A 16205-nucleotide genomic window follows, 5' to 3' on the forward strand; every position below is an offset into this window, starting at 1 on the left:
CGGCGGCTGAAAAGCCTCCCTTAGCGGCGTATTTTATATGTTTTGTTATGTTTAGTATCAGGTTATTTCTTTCCGATTAAACCCAGATATCAAGATTTGTCTATGCACAGCTGCTGTAAAGCGGCATAGCTGTTAAATGCTCTAAACACTATCATACCATGTTTGGTGTGAAAATGAACCCATATTATTCGTTTATTAAATCACTTGCTGTGATCAGCACCTCTCGAGGCTTGCTTCCTTTTGCCTCAGAGATCATGCCTTCCGCTTCCATCATGTCGATCAGCCTTGCCGCACGATTGTAACCGATTCTGAATCTTCTTTGCAGGCTTGAAGTGCTCGCACTGTTTTGCTCTACAACAAACTCACACGCTTCGTAAAACAGTTCGTCCTCTTCTTTCAGGGCAGATCCTTGTCTTACGAGCTCTTCTTGTTCAAATAAATAGGTCGGCGGCATTTGGCTTCTGACGTGGGAAACGACGCGGTCGATTTCCCGGTCTGACACAAAGTTACCTTGCAGACGAACCGGTTTTCCCGAGCCGTTTTCCAAAAAGAGCATATCCCCTTTTCCGAGAAGCTTTTCTGCACCGGCTATATCAATAATTGTTCGGGAATCAACCTGGCTTGAGACAGAAAAGGCGATTCTCGTTGGGATATTCGCCTTAATCAGACCTGTAATGACATCGACTGACGGACGCTGAGTTGCGACGAGAAGATGGATACCGCACGCTCTGGCTTTTTGGGCGATCCGCGCAATGCTTTCTTCCACATCGTTTGGAGCCACCATCATCAAATCTGCAAGCTCATCAATAATGACAACTAAATACGGCAGCTTTTCACCCATTTGGTGTTCAGCGGTTAATTGATTAAAGCGGTCAATGTCGCGGACACCTGAATGGGCAAAAAGCTCATAGCGGCGCTCCATTTCCTCAACGACCCATTTCAAAGCAGCCGTAGCCGCTTTAGCATCAGTAATGACCGGGCTGACGAGGTGAGGAATTTTATTGTAAGGGGCCAGCTCTACCATTTTCGGATCAATCAGCAGCACCTTTACCTCACTCGGGTCAGCTTTATAAAGCAGGCTTACTAATATTGTATTGATGCATACGCTTTTTCCGGAGCCTGTAGCGCCGGCAATCAAGCCATGCGGCATTTTCTTCAAGTCGATAACAACAGGATTTCCCGAAATATCTAATCCCAGCGCAGCTGTGAGCGGTGACTTGCTTGTCCTGAAAGCTGAGCTGCGAATCATTTGGCGCAAATCAACCACCTTGCTCGTGCGGTTCGGCACTTCAATTCCGATCGTGTTTTTCCCCGGAATCGGCGCTTCAATCCGAATATCTTTAGCTGAGAGACTGAGTTTAATATCATCGGACAAGTTGGTGATTTTATTCACCTTTACACCCGGTTCAGGATGCACTTCAAATCTCGTGACAGACGGACCCTGGGTTACATGGACCACATTGGCGCGGACATTGAAATTTTTCAAGGTCAAATCAAGAAGCTGACGCTGTTCTTCGATCCACGCAGTATCATCTTGAACCTGCGCTGGCGGGACATCAAGCAGTGCAACATTCGGAAATACATAGCTGCCGCGGCGCTCCTCTGCTTTTTGCTGTTTATGCGTATCTCTTTTCAGCATCATCACATTAAAAGGAACGGATGGCCCTTTTTGAGAAGATGCGCTTTGTTCAGTCCTTTTCTCCTGTACACCAGGCCTTTTTTTCGGCTCTTCTGAAGCTTCGCGAGGTTTGTCTGCGCGAATTTCCTGCCGGTTTTCAAGAGTTGCAGTAGACGATTTGGAACCCTGCTCCATGTGTTCAGTTTTCTCAAGCTCTGTATGGCTGTCTGGCTGAACATCTATCTTCGTTTCCTGAGCCTCTCCCAGGGTGTCATAATGATTATTTATTATGCTTTCTGATGGCTCTTCTGATTCTTTTGCCACAGTTTCTGCTTGAGCCAGAGCCTCTGATGAATACTCATGATCAGTAAATAAAGGCTCTTCCTGACGAATGTCCATTTGTTCTTCTTGAACGAACGGGGACTCAGCACCTTCTGCCGCGTTTTCATGATGATTGTATACTGGGCTGTCTGACGGCTCTTTTGCTTTTTCATCCTCAGATACTGCCTCTGTCTGAGATTCAGGAGCTGTTTGCTCTTCATCAAGTTCAGCGGAGAAAACAGGCTCTTCAAATTTCTCTGGCTGCTGCTCCCTTTGTTCTTCCTCAGCCGTTGCAGGCTCTTCGCGGCCTACTTCACTGTCTGAAAGCCCTTCAGCCGCCGTATCTGTGAGCATCTCAGGCGGTGTTTGCTCTTCGGCTTGTTCAGCTGGGAAGAAAGGCTCCTCTTTTTCCGGCTGTTGAACGCCTGACTCAAATGGCACTTTGTTACCTGACGGCTCGGCTGGCCGTTTCGCCAGCGCCTCATCATGCTCCGTATCCTTTCTGTTTAAAACGCCAGAAGGCTGTTTTTCAAATTGGGTATCCGGGAAGAAAGGACTTTCTATTTTGGAATGCGCCTGTGTGTCTGAAGCAGGATAGCCGCGTTCACGTTCGATCTCTTCTGACAGCAGTGTTACCTTCTCTTTTACCGATTTATCCGGTTCGTTCAATGTTTCAGAAGGCTTTTTCGGCACATCCTTTTTAACAGATGGTTTTTGATTGAATCCATAGACAGGCGAAGGGATATTTGTCGGTTTAAACGGTTTCTTCGCCGGCTCTGCTGCTTGATATGTATGCTGCTCTTCTTCATTTCTGGGACGCTCTCTGTAAGGTGCAGCACTTGGACGAGGCGCGGATTTCGGTTCGTCCGATGGTGTGCGGCGCCTTCTCAGGTCATGATTTTTGTATCCGTCAGGCACGACTGGAAAACGGAATTTGCCTTTTGGATATTCATAATATATTTTAGGATCTTCCAATCTTTTTAATTGTCCTTCAGGATGATGTACTTCTTGTTGCTGCGGAATTTGAGCGGGTTTTGTCTCCCGTTCAGCATCCTCTTCGCTTTCGCCTAAAAACAAATCAAAAAATTTATGAAGCCAACTCATAATTTATCTCTAACTCCCTTATAGTTTTCTGGGACGGTTTTTAGTATACCACTGCTGGTCGGCCCAGAAAAGATTAAGCTATCAGCAGAAACAAAGCCGCTAAACAAGGGCTTAGCGGCTTTTCACATGATTCGTTTTTTTTGGCGGATTTATGGGAGTCTAAAACTGAAATGCGTCTCCCGCCTCATAGTCTCCTTCTAACACAAGGATTCCTTTTTCAGCAGGGGCATCCGGCAAATCAAGCTCTTTCGCTGAGCAGATCATCCCGCTTGACGGAACGCCACGAAGCTCTGCATCCTTAATGACAAGTCCGCTAGGCATCACAGCACCGACTTTGGCAACGACAACTTTTTGGCCTTGGTCAACGTTAGGCGCGCCGCAGACGATCTGAAGCGTTTCTTCTCCTACGTTGACTTTACATACGCTTAATTTATCCGCATTCGGATGTTTTTCTTTTGATTCTACATAACCCACAACAAACTTCGGAGATAAATCAACGACTAATGTTTCTTCAACGCCGTTTCTGTTTAAAATCTCATTCACATCTTGCACGAATGTTTCTGAGAGCGCAACAGGGCCGTTTTCATCAATGGTCAAGTAAGAAGACGCATTGAAAATGTTGAAGCCCGTTGTTTCTTTTGTTTCGTTATTGAAAATTTTGACGACGTCGCCGTGTTTTTCATAGCCTAATTGTTCGCGTGTCACATCTTGAAGAGAGATCAGGAGCGTGTCTCCCACACCTTCTTTATTATAAAAAGCGTTCATAAGTAAAAATCCTTTCTAATCCTTTTTCGGACGGCTTTTCGCCAGGATAAACACCGGTTCCAGCTTTCCTTCATTGTACAAAAATGATAGGGCGGTAATCGGGACGGTGCCGCCTGCAAAGAAGCTCATCGACATTTGTCCTAGAATATCATACCCCGATTCATTCCGGATGTCAGCAAGAATCAAAACGTCCTGATGAGGAACAGAGATCGCCAGCTCACCTTCTGCATGCTGCTTATACTCATTTAAGATCGCTTCGTTCAAAATCCGGCTTGCGTCGTATCCGTCGTTTGCCCTGAAGAAATAAAAGTAATTGCCGGCAACCGTATCCTCTTTGACAACCGTCGGCAGGGAACGGAGATTAAATGCGGCCGTCTCTCTGATCCGCTCTTTTGTCCAGTTTTCTTTCTCAAGCATGCGCTGGTCAATTAAACGGTAGGTTTTCCCGAGATCTAGCGCGTAATAAATTCTTGTCTCTGCGGTATGATCGTCATAAATGAGCGGGATATCTTCGCTGGACTTGTCCGGGAAGGAAGTCGAGCGGATGACCGGATAAATGCGAGTTTCTTTCCCGGTCATTTCCTGAGCCTTCCCTTCCATTGCCGTCATCGCTTCGGAGACATAGTACACGATCTCATCAATGGCTTCGTCTTTTTTCAGTTCCCATTTTGCAATAATCGGCGGCAAATCGAGTGTAATCCCTTTTTTAGTCGTTTGATCCTCAACACGGAGGGTGTCTTTTTCTCTGTCAAACAGAAAGGAGCGATTCTCGTGCTGAAGGCGCTGCTTCAGTATATCTGACAGCTTCCTTGAGGTCATTTTCAAACCGATGTCCTCCTTTACGCTTTAGCGAGAGAGTCTGTTAAAAACTGTTCAATTTCTTCTTTTGTTTTGCGGTCTTTGCTCACAAAACGATTTACTTCTTTTCCTTCATTAAACACCACAAAGCTTGGGATTCCGTAAATTTCCCACTCTGCACATGTATCAATGAATTTGTCACGGTCTACGTAGTAGTAGGTGAATTCAGGGAAATTCGCTTCCAGTTCAGGCAGGAAAGGCTCTACAAAACGGCAATCCGGGCACCAATCGGCCGAAAACATAAATACAGACCAATCATCCTTTACCGCTTTTTCCAGCTCTTGAGTTGATTCAATTTTTTTCATTTCATATCCCTCCAGTTGTTTATGTTCTTACATGTTTTTTATCGATACTCGTCCATTTGGATCATACCAAACTGCTTGAGGCAAAACCACTTATATGCAACGAATGAATATGTAAGATTGGCTTTCCCATTATCATTATCATATTTTATTTGCATTATCAAGCTCGTTTCGTTTAACATCGTGTACATGAGGGTGAAATTTACAGATGGATATACATAAGGAGGGATTTTTATTATGGAGTTTATCGTCTATTTAGCAGGAGAAATCCACAGCAATTGGCGCGAGGAAATTAAAGAAAAAACAAAATCACTGAAGCTCCCGATTACGTTTGTTGGCCCGATGGAGAATCATGACCGCTCAGACAATATTGGTGAAGAAATTATGGGCGTACAGCCAAATGCCGTTTTAAAGGATGACAAAGCCTCTGACATCAACAACTTCAGAACCGCCGTCCTGATGAATAAAGCAGACTTTGTGATCGCCCTGTTTGGCGAAAAGTACAAACAGTGGAACACGGCAATGGATGCATCATATGCGATCGCAAAAGGAAAACCCCTGATTATCATCCGGCCGGAATCGCTCCACCATCCTTTAAAAGAGCTTTCCAATAAAGCGAATATTACGGTTGAAACCGTTAACCAAGCCATTAAGGCCCTTTCCTATCTATTTGAAACAGAATAAGAAAAAAGCTTGTCGATCCGGGCTTACTGCTCGTTCAACAAGCTTTTATGAAACCTACATATTTTCTTTAATCGCATCCACTGTCTGCTTATCGCAGGCTGTTACAAGTTTGATGAGCATTTCTTTAGCAGCAGCATAATCATCAATATGAATGATAGTAGCGTTTGTATGAATATAGCGGGAACATATTCCGATAACCGCTGACGGCACACCGCTGTTCGAAATATGAACCTTGCCTGCGTCTGTTCCCCCGCCGGATACAAAATATTGATATGGAATATCATGCGTTTCAGCCATATCAAGAACGAATTCCCTCATTCCGCGATGCATGACTGTCGTTCTGTCAAGAATGCGCAGCAAAAAGCCTTTTCCAAGCTGGCCGAATTCATTTTTGTCTCCGCTCATATCGTTTGCCGGGCTGGCGTCAAGGGCGAAAAACAAGTCCGGTTTAATCATATGAGAAGCCGTCTGCGCGCCCCTTAGCCCTACTTCTTCCTGAACCGTTGCACCCGCATAGAGTGTATTCGGAAGCTCTTTACCGTGTAATTCCTTCAGAAGTTCAATGCTTAAGCCGCATCCATATCTGTTATCCCATGCTTTTGATAAAATTTTCTTTTCATTCGCCATCGTCGTAAACGGACAAACAGGCACGATCTGCTGTCCCGGTCTAATGCCGATTTTGATGGCGTCTTCCTTATCATCCGCTCCAATGTCGATCATCATGTTTTTGATATCCATCGGTCGGTTTCGCTGCGCATCTGTCAATAAATGCGGCGGTATGCTTGAAATCACACCCGGAACCGGCCCGTTATCTGTTTGAATTTCAACCCGCTGCGCAAGCAAAACTTGGCTCCACCAGCCTCCGAGCGTCTGGAATCTGAGCAGCCCGTTGTCTGTAATGGATGTCACCATGAAGCCGACTTCGTCCATGTGCCCGGCTACCATAATTCTCGGTGCGTCCTCTGCGCCTCGTCTGACTCCGAAAACACTTCCCAGTCTGTCCTGAACGATGTCATCTGCATATTTGGCTAGCTCCTGCTTCATAAAAGCACGAACCTGATGCTCATTGCCCGGCGCGCCGGGAAGCTGCGTCAGTGTTTGGAAAAGCGCTTTCGTTTCTTGATTCATGTTTTCCCCTCATTTCTATGTAGTCCTTTTATTTTATTAGAAACAATGAAGTTTTCCAAGCACTCTGACCCAATCTGCTCGATCAGCCGCGTATTGCTTAACAGGATTTGGCTGTTTCTGTATAATGAAAAGTACGATCAACCAGGAGGTGCTTTATTTTGAAATTGCGTCATCTTCTTTTAGGAGCAGGACTTGGAATTTGTACGGCTGTCGTTGTGAGACAATATGTGATGAAGCCTTATATTTCTTCAGAAAAAGCGCTTCGAATTGTAAAATCTGCTTTTAAGCAGCGGGGCCCGATTGACGGATCATGGATTTACACCCAGCCGGAGCCCTACAATATTAACGGAGAAACGGTACAGGTATACAAAACCGGCATTACACGATCAGCTTTCGGAGAATTAGAACAGTATGAAGTCATGGTGGATGCGAAAACGGGAGAAATTGTTGATGTCATTGATACAATCGCCTCTTAACACCGGACAAGCAAAAAATAGAAGCCGCTGCCTATGCAGCGGCTCTTTTTTATTATATCGCGCGAATCGGTTTGTATACCGGATACCACATCGCATCCTGCACTGCCTGTATAATGTCTTCAGGCTCTTCCGTAGCGACGCCTTCCTTCATTGCGGTTTTTGCAACTTCAACAGCAACGGTTGCCGAAACAGTGCGCAAATCTTCAACTTTTGGAAGCATCGGCGCCCCAGGCACCCCGACATTGACCATACCTGCGATTGCCCGGGCACATGCTTCAAACATGCCGTCGGTAATTAATTTTGATTTTGTAACAATCGTTCCAAGACCGAGACCAGGGAAGACAAGCGCGTTGTTTGCCTGCCCGATATGATACGTAACTCCGTTATATTCAACTGGCGGGAACGGGCTTCCTGTCGTGATCAGCGCACGGCCTTCTGTCCATTCGATTAAATCCTCCGGCTTTGCTTCAGAAAGAGTTGTCGGATTTGACATTGGCAAAATCGCCGGCCGTTTCACATGTGACGCCATTTCTTTTACAATTTCTTCAGTGAAAGCGCCGGAAACCGTAGATGTGCCGATCAGGATCGTCGGTTTCGCCTGCCGAACCACTTCAAGAAGATCAATGCCTCCGCCGTCTCCGTTCCGCTGATAATCCTTCACTTCATCAGCCGAACGGGCATACGGCTTTTGGAAATCAAGAAGCTGATCCATATCATCTGTTAACAGCCCGTTCCTGTCTATGCACCAGAAGCGCTTGTATGATTCTTCTTCACTCAGTCCCTCGCGCACCAATGCTTCCCGCAGCTGTTCGGCAATTCCGATTCCTGCCGTTCCCGCTCCGAATATAACAACTCTGTGATCTCTCAGCGGAACTTTAGACGCTTTTGCACAGGATAAGACTGCGGCCAAAGAAACAGCGCCAGTTCCTTGGATATCATCATTGAAGGTACACACTTTATCTTTATAGCGTTTCAAAATGCTTCGCGCGTTTTTCGCCCCGAAATCCTCCCAATGCAGCAATGCATTCGGAAATGTTTCTCTCGCCAGCGCAACGTAGTCGTCAATAAATTGGTCATAACGTTCCCCGCGCACTCTGGAATGCTGGTTGCCGACATAAAGCGGGTCGTTCAAGAGGCTCTCCTGATTTGTCCCCGCATCTAAAACAACAGCCAGCACTCTGCTCGGATCAATGCCCGCAGCCGCTGTATAAACCGCCAGCTTGCCAATAGAAATTGCGATTCCTCCGACGCCCCAGTCACCGATTCCTAAAATTCCTTCCGCATCAGTTGCAACAATTAAATCGATCGTATCGCTTTGATCTTTATACTGTTTAAAAGCTTCTTTCATACCGTCCGGGTCATCGATTGACAGATAGAGCCCTCGTGGTTTTCTGTATTCATGGCTGTATCTCTGAATTGCCGTTCCGACTGTCGGTGTGTAGACAATCGGGAGCATTTCCCCTAAATGGTCATTTAACAGGCGGTAAAACAGCGTTTCATTCCGATCGTGCAGCGCCGTTAAATAGACATTTTTGCTCAAATCGTCAGGCTGTGCGGAATATTGTTCATACGCTCTTTTCGCCTGATCATCAATTGTTAATACCTTGGGCGGCAGAAAGCCTTTTAAACCAAGTTCTTTTCTTTCTTCCTCAGTAAAAGCAACACCTTTGTTCAAAAAAGGAACAGAGAGCACTTCAAGGCCTCTTAATGTTGTTTGAATGTCTCCTTCGTTTGTTACTCTGAATTGTTTCACCCTGCCTCTTCCTTTCTGAGCATAATAGTACTAGGTTTGCATTATTAGCCGGAAAACATGCAGGGTAAACATAAAAATATGCTATCGCTTCATTCGCTTAACTGACTTTTTGATGCTTCCGTCCTCCTCCCATTGAAGGGCGCGATACTCGGCATCATGGTAAAAAATAAACCAAGCATCTTTTTCTGCTGCGAACGCCTGCCATTTCTGCTTTTGCGGGATAGAGGTCATCGGATAATCATCGTAAGCCAGCACCCATAGCGGATTGCGGTGGGCATGTGTCGGCATCAGATCTGCCATATGTACGGCAGTTTCACCCGCATCCTCGCATATCAGGACACTGTGTCCGTCGCTATGGCCTCCGGTGTGATGCATTGTAATACCCTCTGTGATCGTTAAGGTGTCTTCAAAGGTTTTGACTTGGCCAGCTACAGCCTCCCAATTTTCTTTCCAATACGTATTTTTCGACCTGATATTCGGATGGCGCATTTCGTCCCATTCAACAGCTGATGTATAAATCACTGCATTCGGAAAGACAGAGACGAGCCGTTCACCTTCATATTCCGTTAAACCGCATGCATGATCAAAATGAAGGTGTGTCATTGCGATCACATCTATATCGGCAACCGTTAATCCGAGTGCAGCTAATGAGGGTTTCACATTCGACTCTTGTGTCACGCCATAGTTTCGTTTTTGTTTATCAGTCAGCTTGCCGTACCCAATTCCGGCGTCAATGATGATATTGAGCCCATCCTTTTGAATCAAAATAGGGTCTGTTCTTAGTTCAATCTGGTTTTTTTCATTGACTGGATATTTTTTAGACCAAAGCGGCTTTGGCACAACGCCGAACATGGCGCCTCCGTCCATATGCGTCACGCCTCCGTCAAGCCAGGTCAACGTGATGTTTCCAATTTTCATTGTTTCCATTTTCACCCCCCCCTATCATCATGGTAGCAAACGGCCCATAAAAAAAACAGACTCCTGTCAGAGTCTGTCTTTACGTTCTCCATTCAACCTCAGCCCGATAGATCGGCTGGCCGAGTGCAGAGAATTTTTCTTCATATTCTGTCATAATATTGCCTTCCAGATTGCTGTTATGCAAATCGAGACTGACGTATGTCAGCAGGAGGCCGTACTCAGAGAAGCTCTTCAAAGAGTACTCAAATAAACCTCGGTTGTCCGTTTTAAAATGAATCGATCCGCCTTTGCCCATTACTTCTTCATATTTTTTGAGGAAGTGGGAATATGTCAGGCGGCGTTTTTCATGCCGTTTCTTCGGCCAAGGATCAGAAAAGTTCAAGTAGACCCGTTTCACTTCCCCCGGCTCAAACACATCCGTCAGCGTGTCCGCATCTATATTCAGAAGCTTTACATTCTGCGCTTCGCTGTCTTTTACTTTTTGGACGGCTGTCACGATGACGCTTTTAAATAACTCAATACCAATATAATTGATGTCGGGATTTTGTTTGGCCATACCAGAAATAAATTGGCCTTTTCCTGTACCAACCTCGATATGGATCGGATTGTCGTTGCCAAACACTGTGTTCCATTTCCCTTTATAATCAGCAGGATTGCTGATGGCAATATCTGCGTTTTCAGCCAAAAAGTCATCAGCCCAAGGCTTGTGGCGCATTCTCATATGATTGACACCTCTATCTATTATTTCGACTAACAACATACCATGAATTAAAAAGACCCGCAAGCTCGTTTTTCCAGTGTATCTCTCTTAAGGCCGAGCGCATAAAAAAAGAGGGTCCCGTCTGCTGGAACACTCCTTTCCCATGTATAAAAACGCTCTGTTTTGAACAATTTAACCCGTATGATACTGAAGGGATGTGTACCGTTATGGGTTTACATTATGAGCATCAAGTTCATTTATTGAAGGATATATTGACTGACCATCAATTGGACTGCTGCGGAACAGTCGCAGAGTACGAGCAGCTTGAGCGTGTGATTAAATCACTGATGGCAAACACCGAGCTTGATTCAAATTTCAAAAACGTGCTTGAAGATGTTTACCGCTACAGCCAATCAGGAATATCGTCCAAATCCATCGACTCACACATACAAGAGCATCAGAACAGCCTGTCTCAATGGGTAGAGCAAATGGATTCGTATTCCTGATTAATCAACAATTCGTTTCATGAGGATATGCAGCTCTTCCATTGCATCATGAAATTCCTTATCATTGCCTTTTGCTTTATGCCAGGCAATGAAAGTAATTGTTTCAGATAACACATACCAAGCCATTCGCAACCGAAGGCTTTCTGTCAGCTCTATGCCGTACATGCTCAGCCAGCTCTCCCAAGCTGGCTTTTCGACGTAGTGGTACAGCAAAGGCCCGAGGTCCATCGCCGGATCAGCGATCATGGCGCCGTCCCAGTCAATTAAATACAGCTGGTTGTCTTCAGACAATAGCCAGTTATTATGATTGACATCACAATGGCAAACGACTTTCTCACCGAAATGCACTTCATGCAGGTGTTCTTCCAAATACTTGATCCCTTCTTGAATCAGCGGCGAAGATTGCTGCACAGCAAATACAGCCTGCTTCAGCTGAGACAAAAGAGCCCCCGGGTTCAGCGGTTCTTTTCCAAGTCTCTTCAGCATGTCCAGCAAGGCTTTTGATGTGTGTATTTTACGAAGCAATTCAGCAACGGGCCGTCCGCTCATGTCTTTAGGCTTCAGCTCTCTGCCGGTCATCCAGTGCTGGGCCGTAATGACGTCCCCATTTTCCATCCGTTTTGTCCAAACCAGCTTCGGAACAATGCCTTCGGCGGATAAAACAGCTAAAAAAGGTGAGCTATTACGTTTTAAAAAAAGCTGCTGCCCGTTATGTTTCGCATAATATGCATCTCCTGTAGCTCCTCCGGCGGGGAAGATCTCCCAATCGCTACCTAGTAATTGTCCCAACCAGTTCATATCAATGTTCAACCCATCATTTCTTAAAATATTTTAGAATTAAGGCTAATCGTTTCTAGTCTATCCAGCGAATGCCTTTTTCGTACGAATCGTATAAAAATAAAAAAGACAGCTATTGAGAGTCTCATATGCTAATCAATAGCCGTCCTTTAAATTTTAGCGCTATAGCACAAACTTCGTCAAGCAAAACTCTTAAGATCTGATGCTAAATATAAGATAACCGTTCCGATGCCGTTTACTGCAACCGTTTTCTTGATTTCTGTTGGGTCTTCCTGAAATCCTGATGGATCACATAAAAGCCGATAAGGTATGTCGTTTGGCAGCCTCCACTCGACGGAGTCTGGACTCGCGTGATGGATAACAATGATATCTTTCCATTCGTCAACCTCGTCAAGATCATAAAGCCTGTATGCGATAAGGTGTTCTTTTAGCGTCAAGCATTCAAGATGGCGCTGGATGTCTGCAGCGGACCTAAGACGGAATGCAGGATGCGCTTTTCTCAGCGAGATCAGCCTGCGGATATAGTGAACATCTTCTTTGAATGTTTCACGGCGATCCCAGTCGAGCTGGTTGATGCTGTCACTGGATTGATAGCTGTTTTCCACTCCCTGCTTCGTCCGGAAAAATTCCTGGCCGCTGTGAATAAACGGCACCCCTTGGGCAAGCAAAATAATCGCGGCTGCAAGCCTTTGCCTGCTTCGCTTTCGGCTGTCATTTTCTTGAGGAAGCGCAAAGCTCATTTTATCCCAAAAGGTGTGATTGTCGTGTGATTCGACATAATTGATGGACTGGCTTGGTTCCGGAACAATCGGTGCTAATGCCTTCCATCCGGAAGACCCGGCAATTCCATGCATCACAGCTTGTGCTGATTCACCGTTGCCGAGCGCAAACCCTGTTGCCTTAAGGTGAAAGGTGTTCCCTTTTACAGCGTCACGAAACATATCATTAAAAAAGCCGATGCCCGGCATTCTTGGCGCGTTCGCCAAAGCAGCTTTCTGTTCATGCGGCAGCGGTGTAGCCAGGTCCCACCCTTCTCCAAAAAGCAGGATTCCGGGCTTTGCCTTAGTTGCTTTCTCTTTCATATAAAGCACGGTGTCAATATCTAAAATCCCGAGGAGATCAAAGCGGAAGCCGTCAACATTGTATTCTTCAAGCCAATAGACCACGCAATCCGCAATGAATTTTCTTGCCATCCTTCTTTCTGATGCAATATCATTGCCAACGCCGGTGCCGTTTGATGGCATCCCACATTCGTCGTGCCGGAAAAAATAACCGGGCACTGTCTTTTCAAAGGGGGAATTCTCCCTCTTATACACATGGTTAAAAACAACATCCAGAATGACTCGCAGACCGTGCTGATGCAGGGTATTGATCATTTGTTTCAGCTCTGTTTTTCTCGTTTGAGGATCATGAGGATTTGAGGCATAGCTTCCCTCCGGGGCAAAGAAATGAAGCGGGTTATATCCCCAATTGTATGCATCAAGCGGCTTCTCTTCATCAACTCCGGCAAAATCATTCACCGGCAGAAGCTCCACATGTGTCACACCAAGCTCTTTTACATACGCTAATCCCGAAGAACTGCCATTTGCGGTTTGTGTATCAGTTTCCGTCAGCGCTAAGTATTTTCCCTTGTTTATCATGCCGCTGTTTTCATGGATGGAGAAGTCGCGAAGATGCGTCTCATAGATGACGGCATCCACAGGGTGTGAGAATGGTTTAAGAGGAGCAGTCCATTTCATTTGATCCGGGCGCAAGACGACGCCCTTCTCTCCATTTACAGTCACAGCCTTGGCATACTGGTCAACTGTTTCCATCCATTCTGAATTGTTGCAGATGCAAAACAAATACTCATATCCGTGAAGGTCACCTGTGACCGTAACGGCATAGACGCCTTTTTCCAAGCGAGTCATTTGGAATGTGCGCCCGCTTTTATTGGGGTGTGAAAGCTTGACAGCAGCTGAGGTTGCAGCAGGCGCCCATACTTTAAATACGGTATGATCCGCGGTATAAACGGCGCCCAGCTCTCCGTCATAATAAAATTCGTCATCAAACGCTGCCGTCCGGATGACCGCGCCAATTTGGAGATCCGTTTTGTGGCCGCTGGATGCTCTGACGCAATGGATTTTTCCAAATGTCACAGGATGGTCGGATACGCAGACGTACTTGTATTTTGCTTCAAGGGAGTATTCCTCCCTGACAGCCAGAGGAAAATCTGTTATTTCTGTCTCAAGCCGAAACGGCGGTGTCATGATTTCCTTTTGTTCAGCAGGAATCAGAACAGTAATGATATTCATGTCATCGACATACGCTTCGAAGCTGCGGCGGATGCTGACCATCGGAAGCTCTCTCCTCCAAACACGTTTATGTTTTGATTCTTAGGGGTGAAGGACTAGATGCCAGACGAAACGGGGTAGTGCCCATGATTTCTCCGTCAGCATGGAACGGGATTTTGTCCTTCGTGTAAAATGTAATGTCCTTCGCTTTAAACATCGTAACGCCATCCATCTTTGTATGTTTTCCAAATGCCATGAGACATAAAAGCCAATATTTTTTCAAAAACGGCTGGTTTTCAACGATTACGATATCAAATGTCTTCTCGCGCGGATTTGCTAGGGGCGCCGCCTTCATGCCTCCCCCGTAAAACGGATGGTTGGATACAACGGCAAACCAGACATCATGAAATTCGCGCGTCTCGTCTTCCGTCGTACAAGCTAATGTAAACGGCTTAAAGGTTGCCGAAGCGTGCAAATGAGAAAGCGGATACACAAGAAATCGAAGGCGGAGAAAAAGAAAAACCCGTCTCAACGGAAATTCCATCGCCTTTTTATTGACATATGCGTCAAACCCGATCCCGATATGATTCATAAAATAAAGAATCTGTGATTTATCCTGAAGGAAATTGACGCTCCCTAAATGAAAGGTTCTTGTTAACGGGCGCTTTACCTTCTTGATTTCCTGTATCAGATCGATTTTTTTAATAGAGAACCCTCGCGAAAAATCATTATACGCGCCCGCCGGCACAAAGCTCAGCTCAATATCGTCAACATCTTTCAGCCCGTTGACAACTTCATGCATGGTTCCGTCTCCGCCAATGACGATCAGGCGCTTCAGCTTATATTCCTGTATCGTTGAAATCTGTCTGGCGAGCACCTCGGCGTGTCCCGGATGTTCAGTTAAAAATGAACGGTGCTCAACCTTTCGTTTGATCAATTCTTTTTGAATGGACTTCCAAACACGCAGGCCGTTTCGATGTCCTGCTGTCGGATTAATAATAAAAAACCAATGGCTCATCTTTCTCACCTGCTTATGTTATGAGAAAACCGCTCAAATCGTTCTCTTTTACTCCAGCCACTCCTGTCTGCGATAGGAGTCAGACATGCAGTAAGACAATAGAGCCTTTGCAGCCTTTACCTGATGATGTTTGATCGGAGCAGTGTTTTTCTTCTGCCGCTCAATCCATTCTTCCGCGCTCCGCTTATCCGCTATTTCTAAGCCGTATGGCGGCTCCGGGTAATCGATGTACGACGTTCTGCTCAGAAGCAATTTTCGAACCGGAATCTCAGCCTGTTTTTCCTTTACGATCTTTGACACAACCGAGTCCGTACGAAACAGGCTAAGCCCTGGATTTAACACTGATGCAGTCTGAGAGGCTGTTTTCTTGTCCCAAAAACGATTTTTAGACCCTATGTAGACACTGTCTTCCTCAGCCTCTAAAAAAGAAACGCAATAAATTTCCAGAGGAGAAATAATCACAATGCTTAATTCAACCGCCGCCTGCTGAATTTTCAGCACAGGCTTATACATAATAAAATAAGAATCAGGCAGCTGCTGGGTCAGATAACGCAAAATGCGGTCCTGCTTCACTTGGTTTGAGAGTTGAGATATTTCTGAAAGAGTAGAGCTTGCCCATTTGAGCTGAAAATCATATAAATGCCTTTTATAAAAAGAAGCAAGCGCCACCCTGCTCTTCGGGAGCCTTACATGAATATCTTCTTCGTCCTCAAACCATTGGTGTCTCTCTTCTTGTATATCGGCTTTTATCTCTTCTTTTCTTCTTTTCAATGAAAATTTTTTTCGTTTCTGCACCGGTTCCGGTTCTTCAGCACTGGCTTGCCTTTCTTCATGCTGGCGCTCCGCTGCTTCTACTAGTGAAAGCCAGCGCTCTTTTTTCAAACGTACAAACTGGTTGATATAATGGTACGGATCAAGCTCATATCTCGATATATAATCATGAATTTTGATGATTTGTGCCATGTTTGTTTCTCCACTCCGCA

General features: G+C 45.5%; 16 protein-coding genes. 3 read left to right on the forward strand and 13 right to left on the reverse strand.

Annotation, left to right across the window (positions count from 1 at the left end):
- Positions 1-184: 184 nt before the first annotated feature.
- From sftA to NST22_RS15525, 5 genes are all read right to left on the reverse strand, one after another.
- Complete coding sequence (gene sftA / locus NST22_RS15505) at positions 185-3043, reverse strand: DNA translocase SftA (RefSeq protein WP_003229272.1); 2859 nt, start codon at positions 3041-3043, stop codon at positions 185-187.
- 159 nt (positions 3044-3202) lie between these two features.
- Complete coding sequence (gene ytpR, locus NST22_RS15510; RefSeq protein WP_003229269.1) at positions 3203-3808, reverse strand: YtpR family tRNA-binding protein; 606 nt, start codon at positions 3806-3808, stop codon at positions 3203-3205.
- 15 nt (positions 3809-3823) lie between these two features.
- Positions 3824-4633 carry a DUF1444 domain-containing protein gene (locus tag NST22_RS15515; protein WP_009967991.1) on the reverse strand — a complete coding sequence of 270 codons (810 nt, stop codon included), beginning with the start codon at positions 4631-4633 and terminating at the stop codon, positions 3824-3826.
- A gap of 14 nt (positions 4634-4647) precedes the next feature.
- Entirely contained in the window at positions 4648-4971 is a 324-nt protein-coding gene (locus NST22_RS15520; RefSeq protein WP_003229265.1) for a thioredoxin family protein, read from the reverse strand.
- A 38-nt stretch (positions 4972-5009) separates the two neighbouring features.
- A complete protein-coding gene (locus NST22_RS15525; RefSeq protein ID WP_004399150.1) occupies positions 5010-5126 on the reverse strand; it encodes a hypothetical protein in 117 nt (38 codons plus the stop codon).
- A 79-nt stretch (positions 5127-5205) separates the two neighbouring features.
- Here NST22_RS15525 and NST22_RS15530 point away from each other — a divergent pair, with 79 nt between their 5' ends.
- On the forward strand, positions 5206-5652 hold the full coding sequence (locus tag NST22_RS15530) for a YtoQ family protein (RefSeq protein WP_003229263.1): 447 nt from the start codon (positions 5206-5208) through the stop codon (positions 5650-5652).
- Positions 5653-5706: 54 nt separating this feature from the next.
- On the opposite strand, the gene NST22_RS15535 is transcribed toward NST22_RS15530, so the two are convergent.
- Entirely contained in the window at positions 5707-6780 is a 1074-nt protein-coding gene (locus NST22_RS15535; RefSeq protein WP_003229261.1) for a M42 family metallopeptidase, read from the reverse strand.
- Positions 6781-6938: 158 nt separating this feature from the next.
- Here NST22_RS15535 and NST22_RS15540 point away from each other — a divergent pair, with 158 nt between their 5' ends.
- Positions 6939-7256 carry a PepSY domain-containing protein gene (locus NST22_RS15540; protein ID WP_003229259.1) on the forward strand — a complete coding sequence of 106 codons (318 nt, stop codon included), beginning with the start codon at positions 6939-6941 and terminating at the stop codon, positions 7254-7256.
- Positions 7257-7308: 52 nt separating this feature from the next.
- Here NST22_RS15540 and NST22_RS15545 read toward each other — a convergent pair whose 3' ends face one another.
- From NST22_RS15545 to trmB, 3 genes are all read right to left on the reverse strand, one after another.
- On the reverse strand, positions 7309-9009 hold the full coding sequence (locus NST22_RS15545; protein ID WP_003229258.1) for an NAD-dependent malic enzyme: 1701 nt from the start codon (positions 9007-9009) through the stop codon (positions 7309-7311).
- An 81-nt stretch (positions 9010-9090) separates the two neighbouring features.
- The gene (locus tag NST22_RS15550; protein ID WP_003246020.1) at positions 9091-9936 is read right to left on the reverse strand and encodes an MBL fold metallo-hydrolase; all 846 of its coding nucleotides are present in this window, start codon (positions 9934-9936) and stop codon (positions 9091-9093) included.
- 70 nt (positions 9937-10006) lie between these two features.
- Positions 10007-10648 (reverse strand): tRNA (guanosine(46)-N7)-methyltransferase TrmB, encoded by a 642-nt coding sequence (trmB, locus tag NST22_RS15555; protein WP_004398646.1) that lies wholly within the window; start codon positions 10646-10648, stop codon positions 10007-10009.
- A 206-nt stretch (positions 10649-10854) separates the two neighbouring features.
- On the opposite strand from trmB, the gene NST22_RS15560 reads away from it, so the two are divergent.
- Positions 10855-11133, forward strand: a complete 279-nt coding sequence (locus NST22_RS15560; protein ID WP_003237926.1) for a YtzH-like family protein — start codon at positions 10855-10857, stop codon at positions 11131-11133.
- Here NST22_RS15560 and NST22_RS15565 read toward each other — a convergent pair whose 3' ends face one another.
- The 4 genes from NST22_RS15565 to NST22_RS15580 form a co-directional block, all read right to left on the reverse strand.
- The gene (locus tag NST22_RS15565; RefSeq protein ID WP_009967993.1) at positions 11134-11931 is read right to left on the reverse strand and encodes a phosphotransferase family protein; all 798 of its coding nucleotides are present in this window, start codon (positions 11929-11931) and stop codon (positions 11134-11136) included.
- A 179-nt stretch (positions 11932-12110) separates the two neighbouring features.
- Positions 12111-14267 carry a type I pullulanase gene (gene pulA, locus NST22_RS15570; RefSeq protein WP_003229246.1) on the reverse strand — a complete coding sequence of 719 codons (2157 nt, stop codon included), beginning with the start codon at positions 14265-14267 and terminating at the stop codon, positions 12111-12113.
- Between the two features lie 25 nt (positions 14268-14292).
- Positions 14293-15222 carry a diacylglycerol kinase family lipid kinase gene (locus tag NST22_RS15575; protein WP_003229243.1) on the reverse strand — a complete coding sequence of 310 codons (930 nt, stop codon included), beginning with the start codon at positions 15220-15222 and terminating at the stop codon, positions 14293-14295.
- A 48-nt stretch (positions 15223-15270) separates the two neighbouring features.
- Positions 15271-16185 carry a hypothetical protein gene (locus tag NST22_RS15580; RefSeq protein ID WP_003229241.1) on the reverse strand — a complete coding sequence of 305 codons (915 nt, stop codon included), beginning with the start codon at positions 16183-16185 and terminating at the stop codon, positions 15271-15273.
- Positions 16186-16205 lie beyond the last annotated feature (20 nt).

This window comes from Bacillus sp. PS237, from assembly GCF_037963345.1.
GTDB lineage: Bacteria > Bacillota > Bacilli > Bacillales > Bacillaceae > Bacillus > Bacillus subtilis.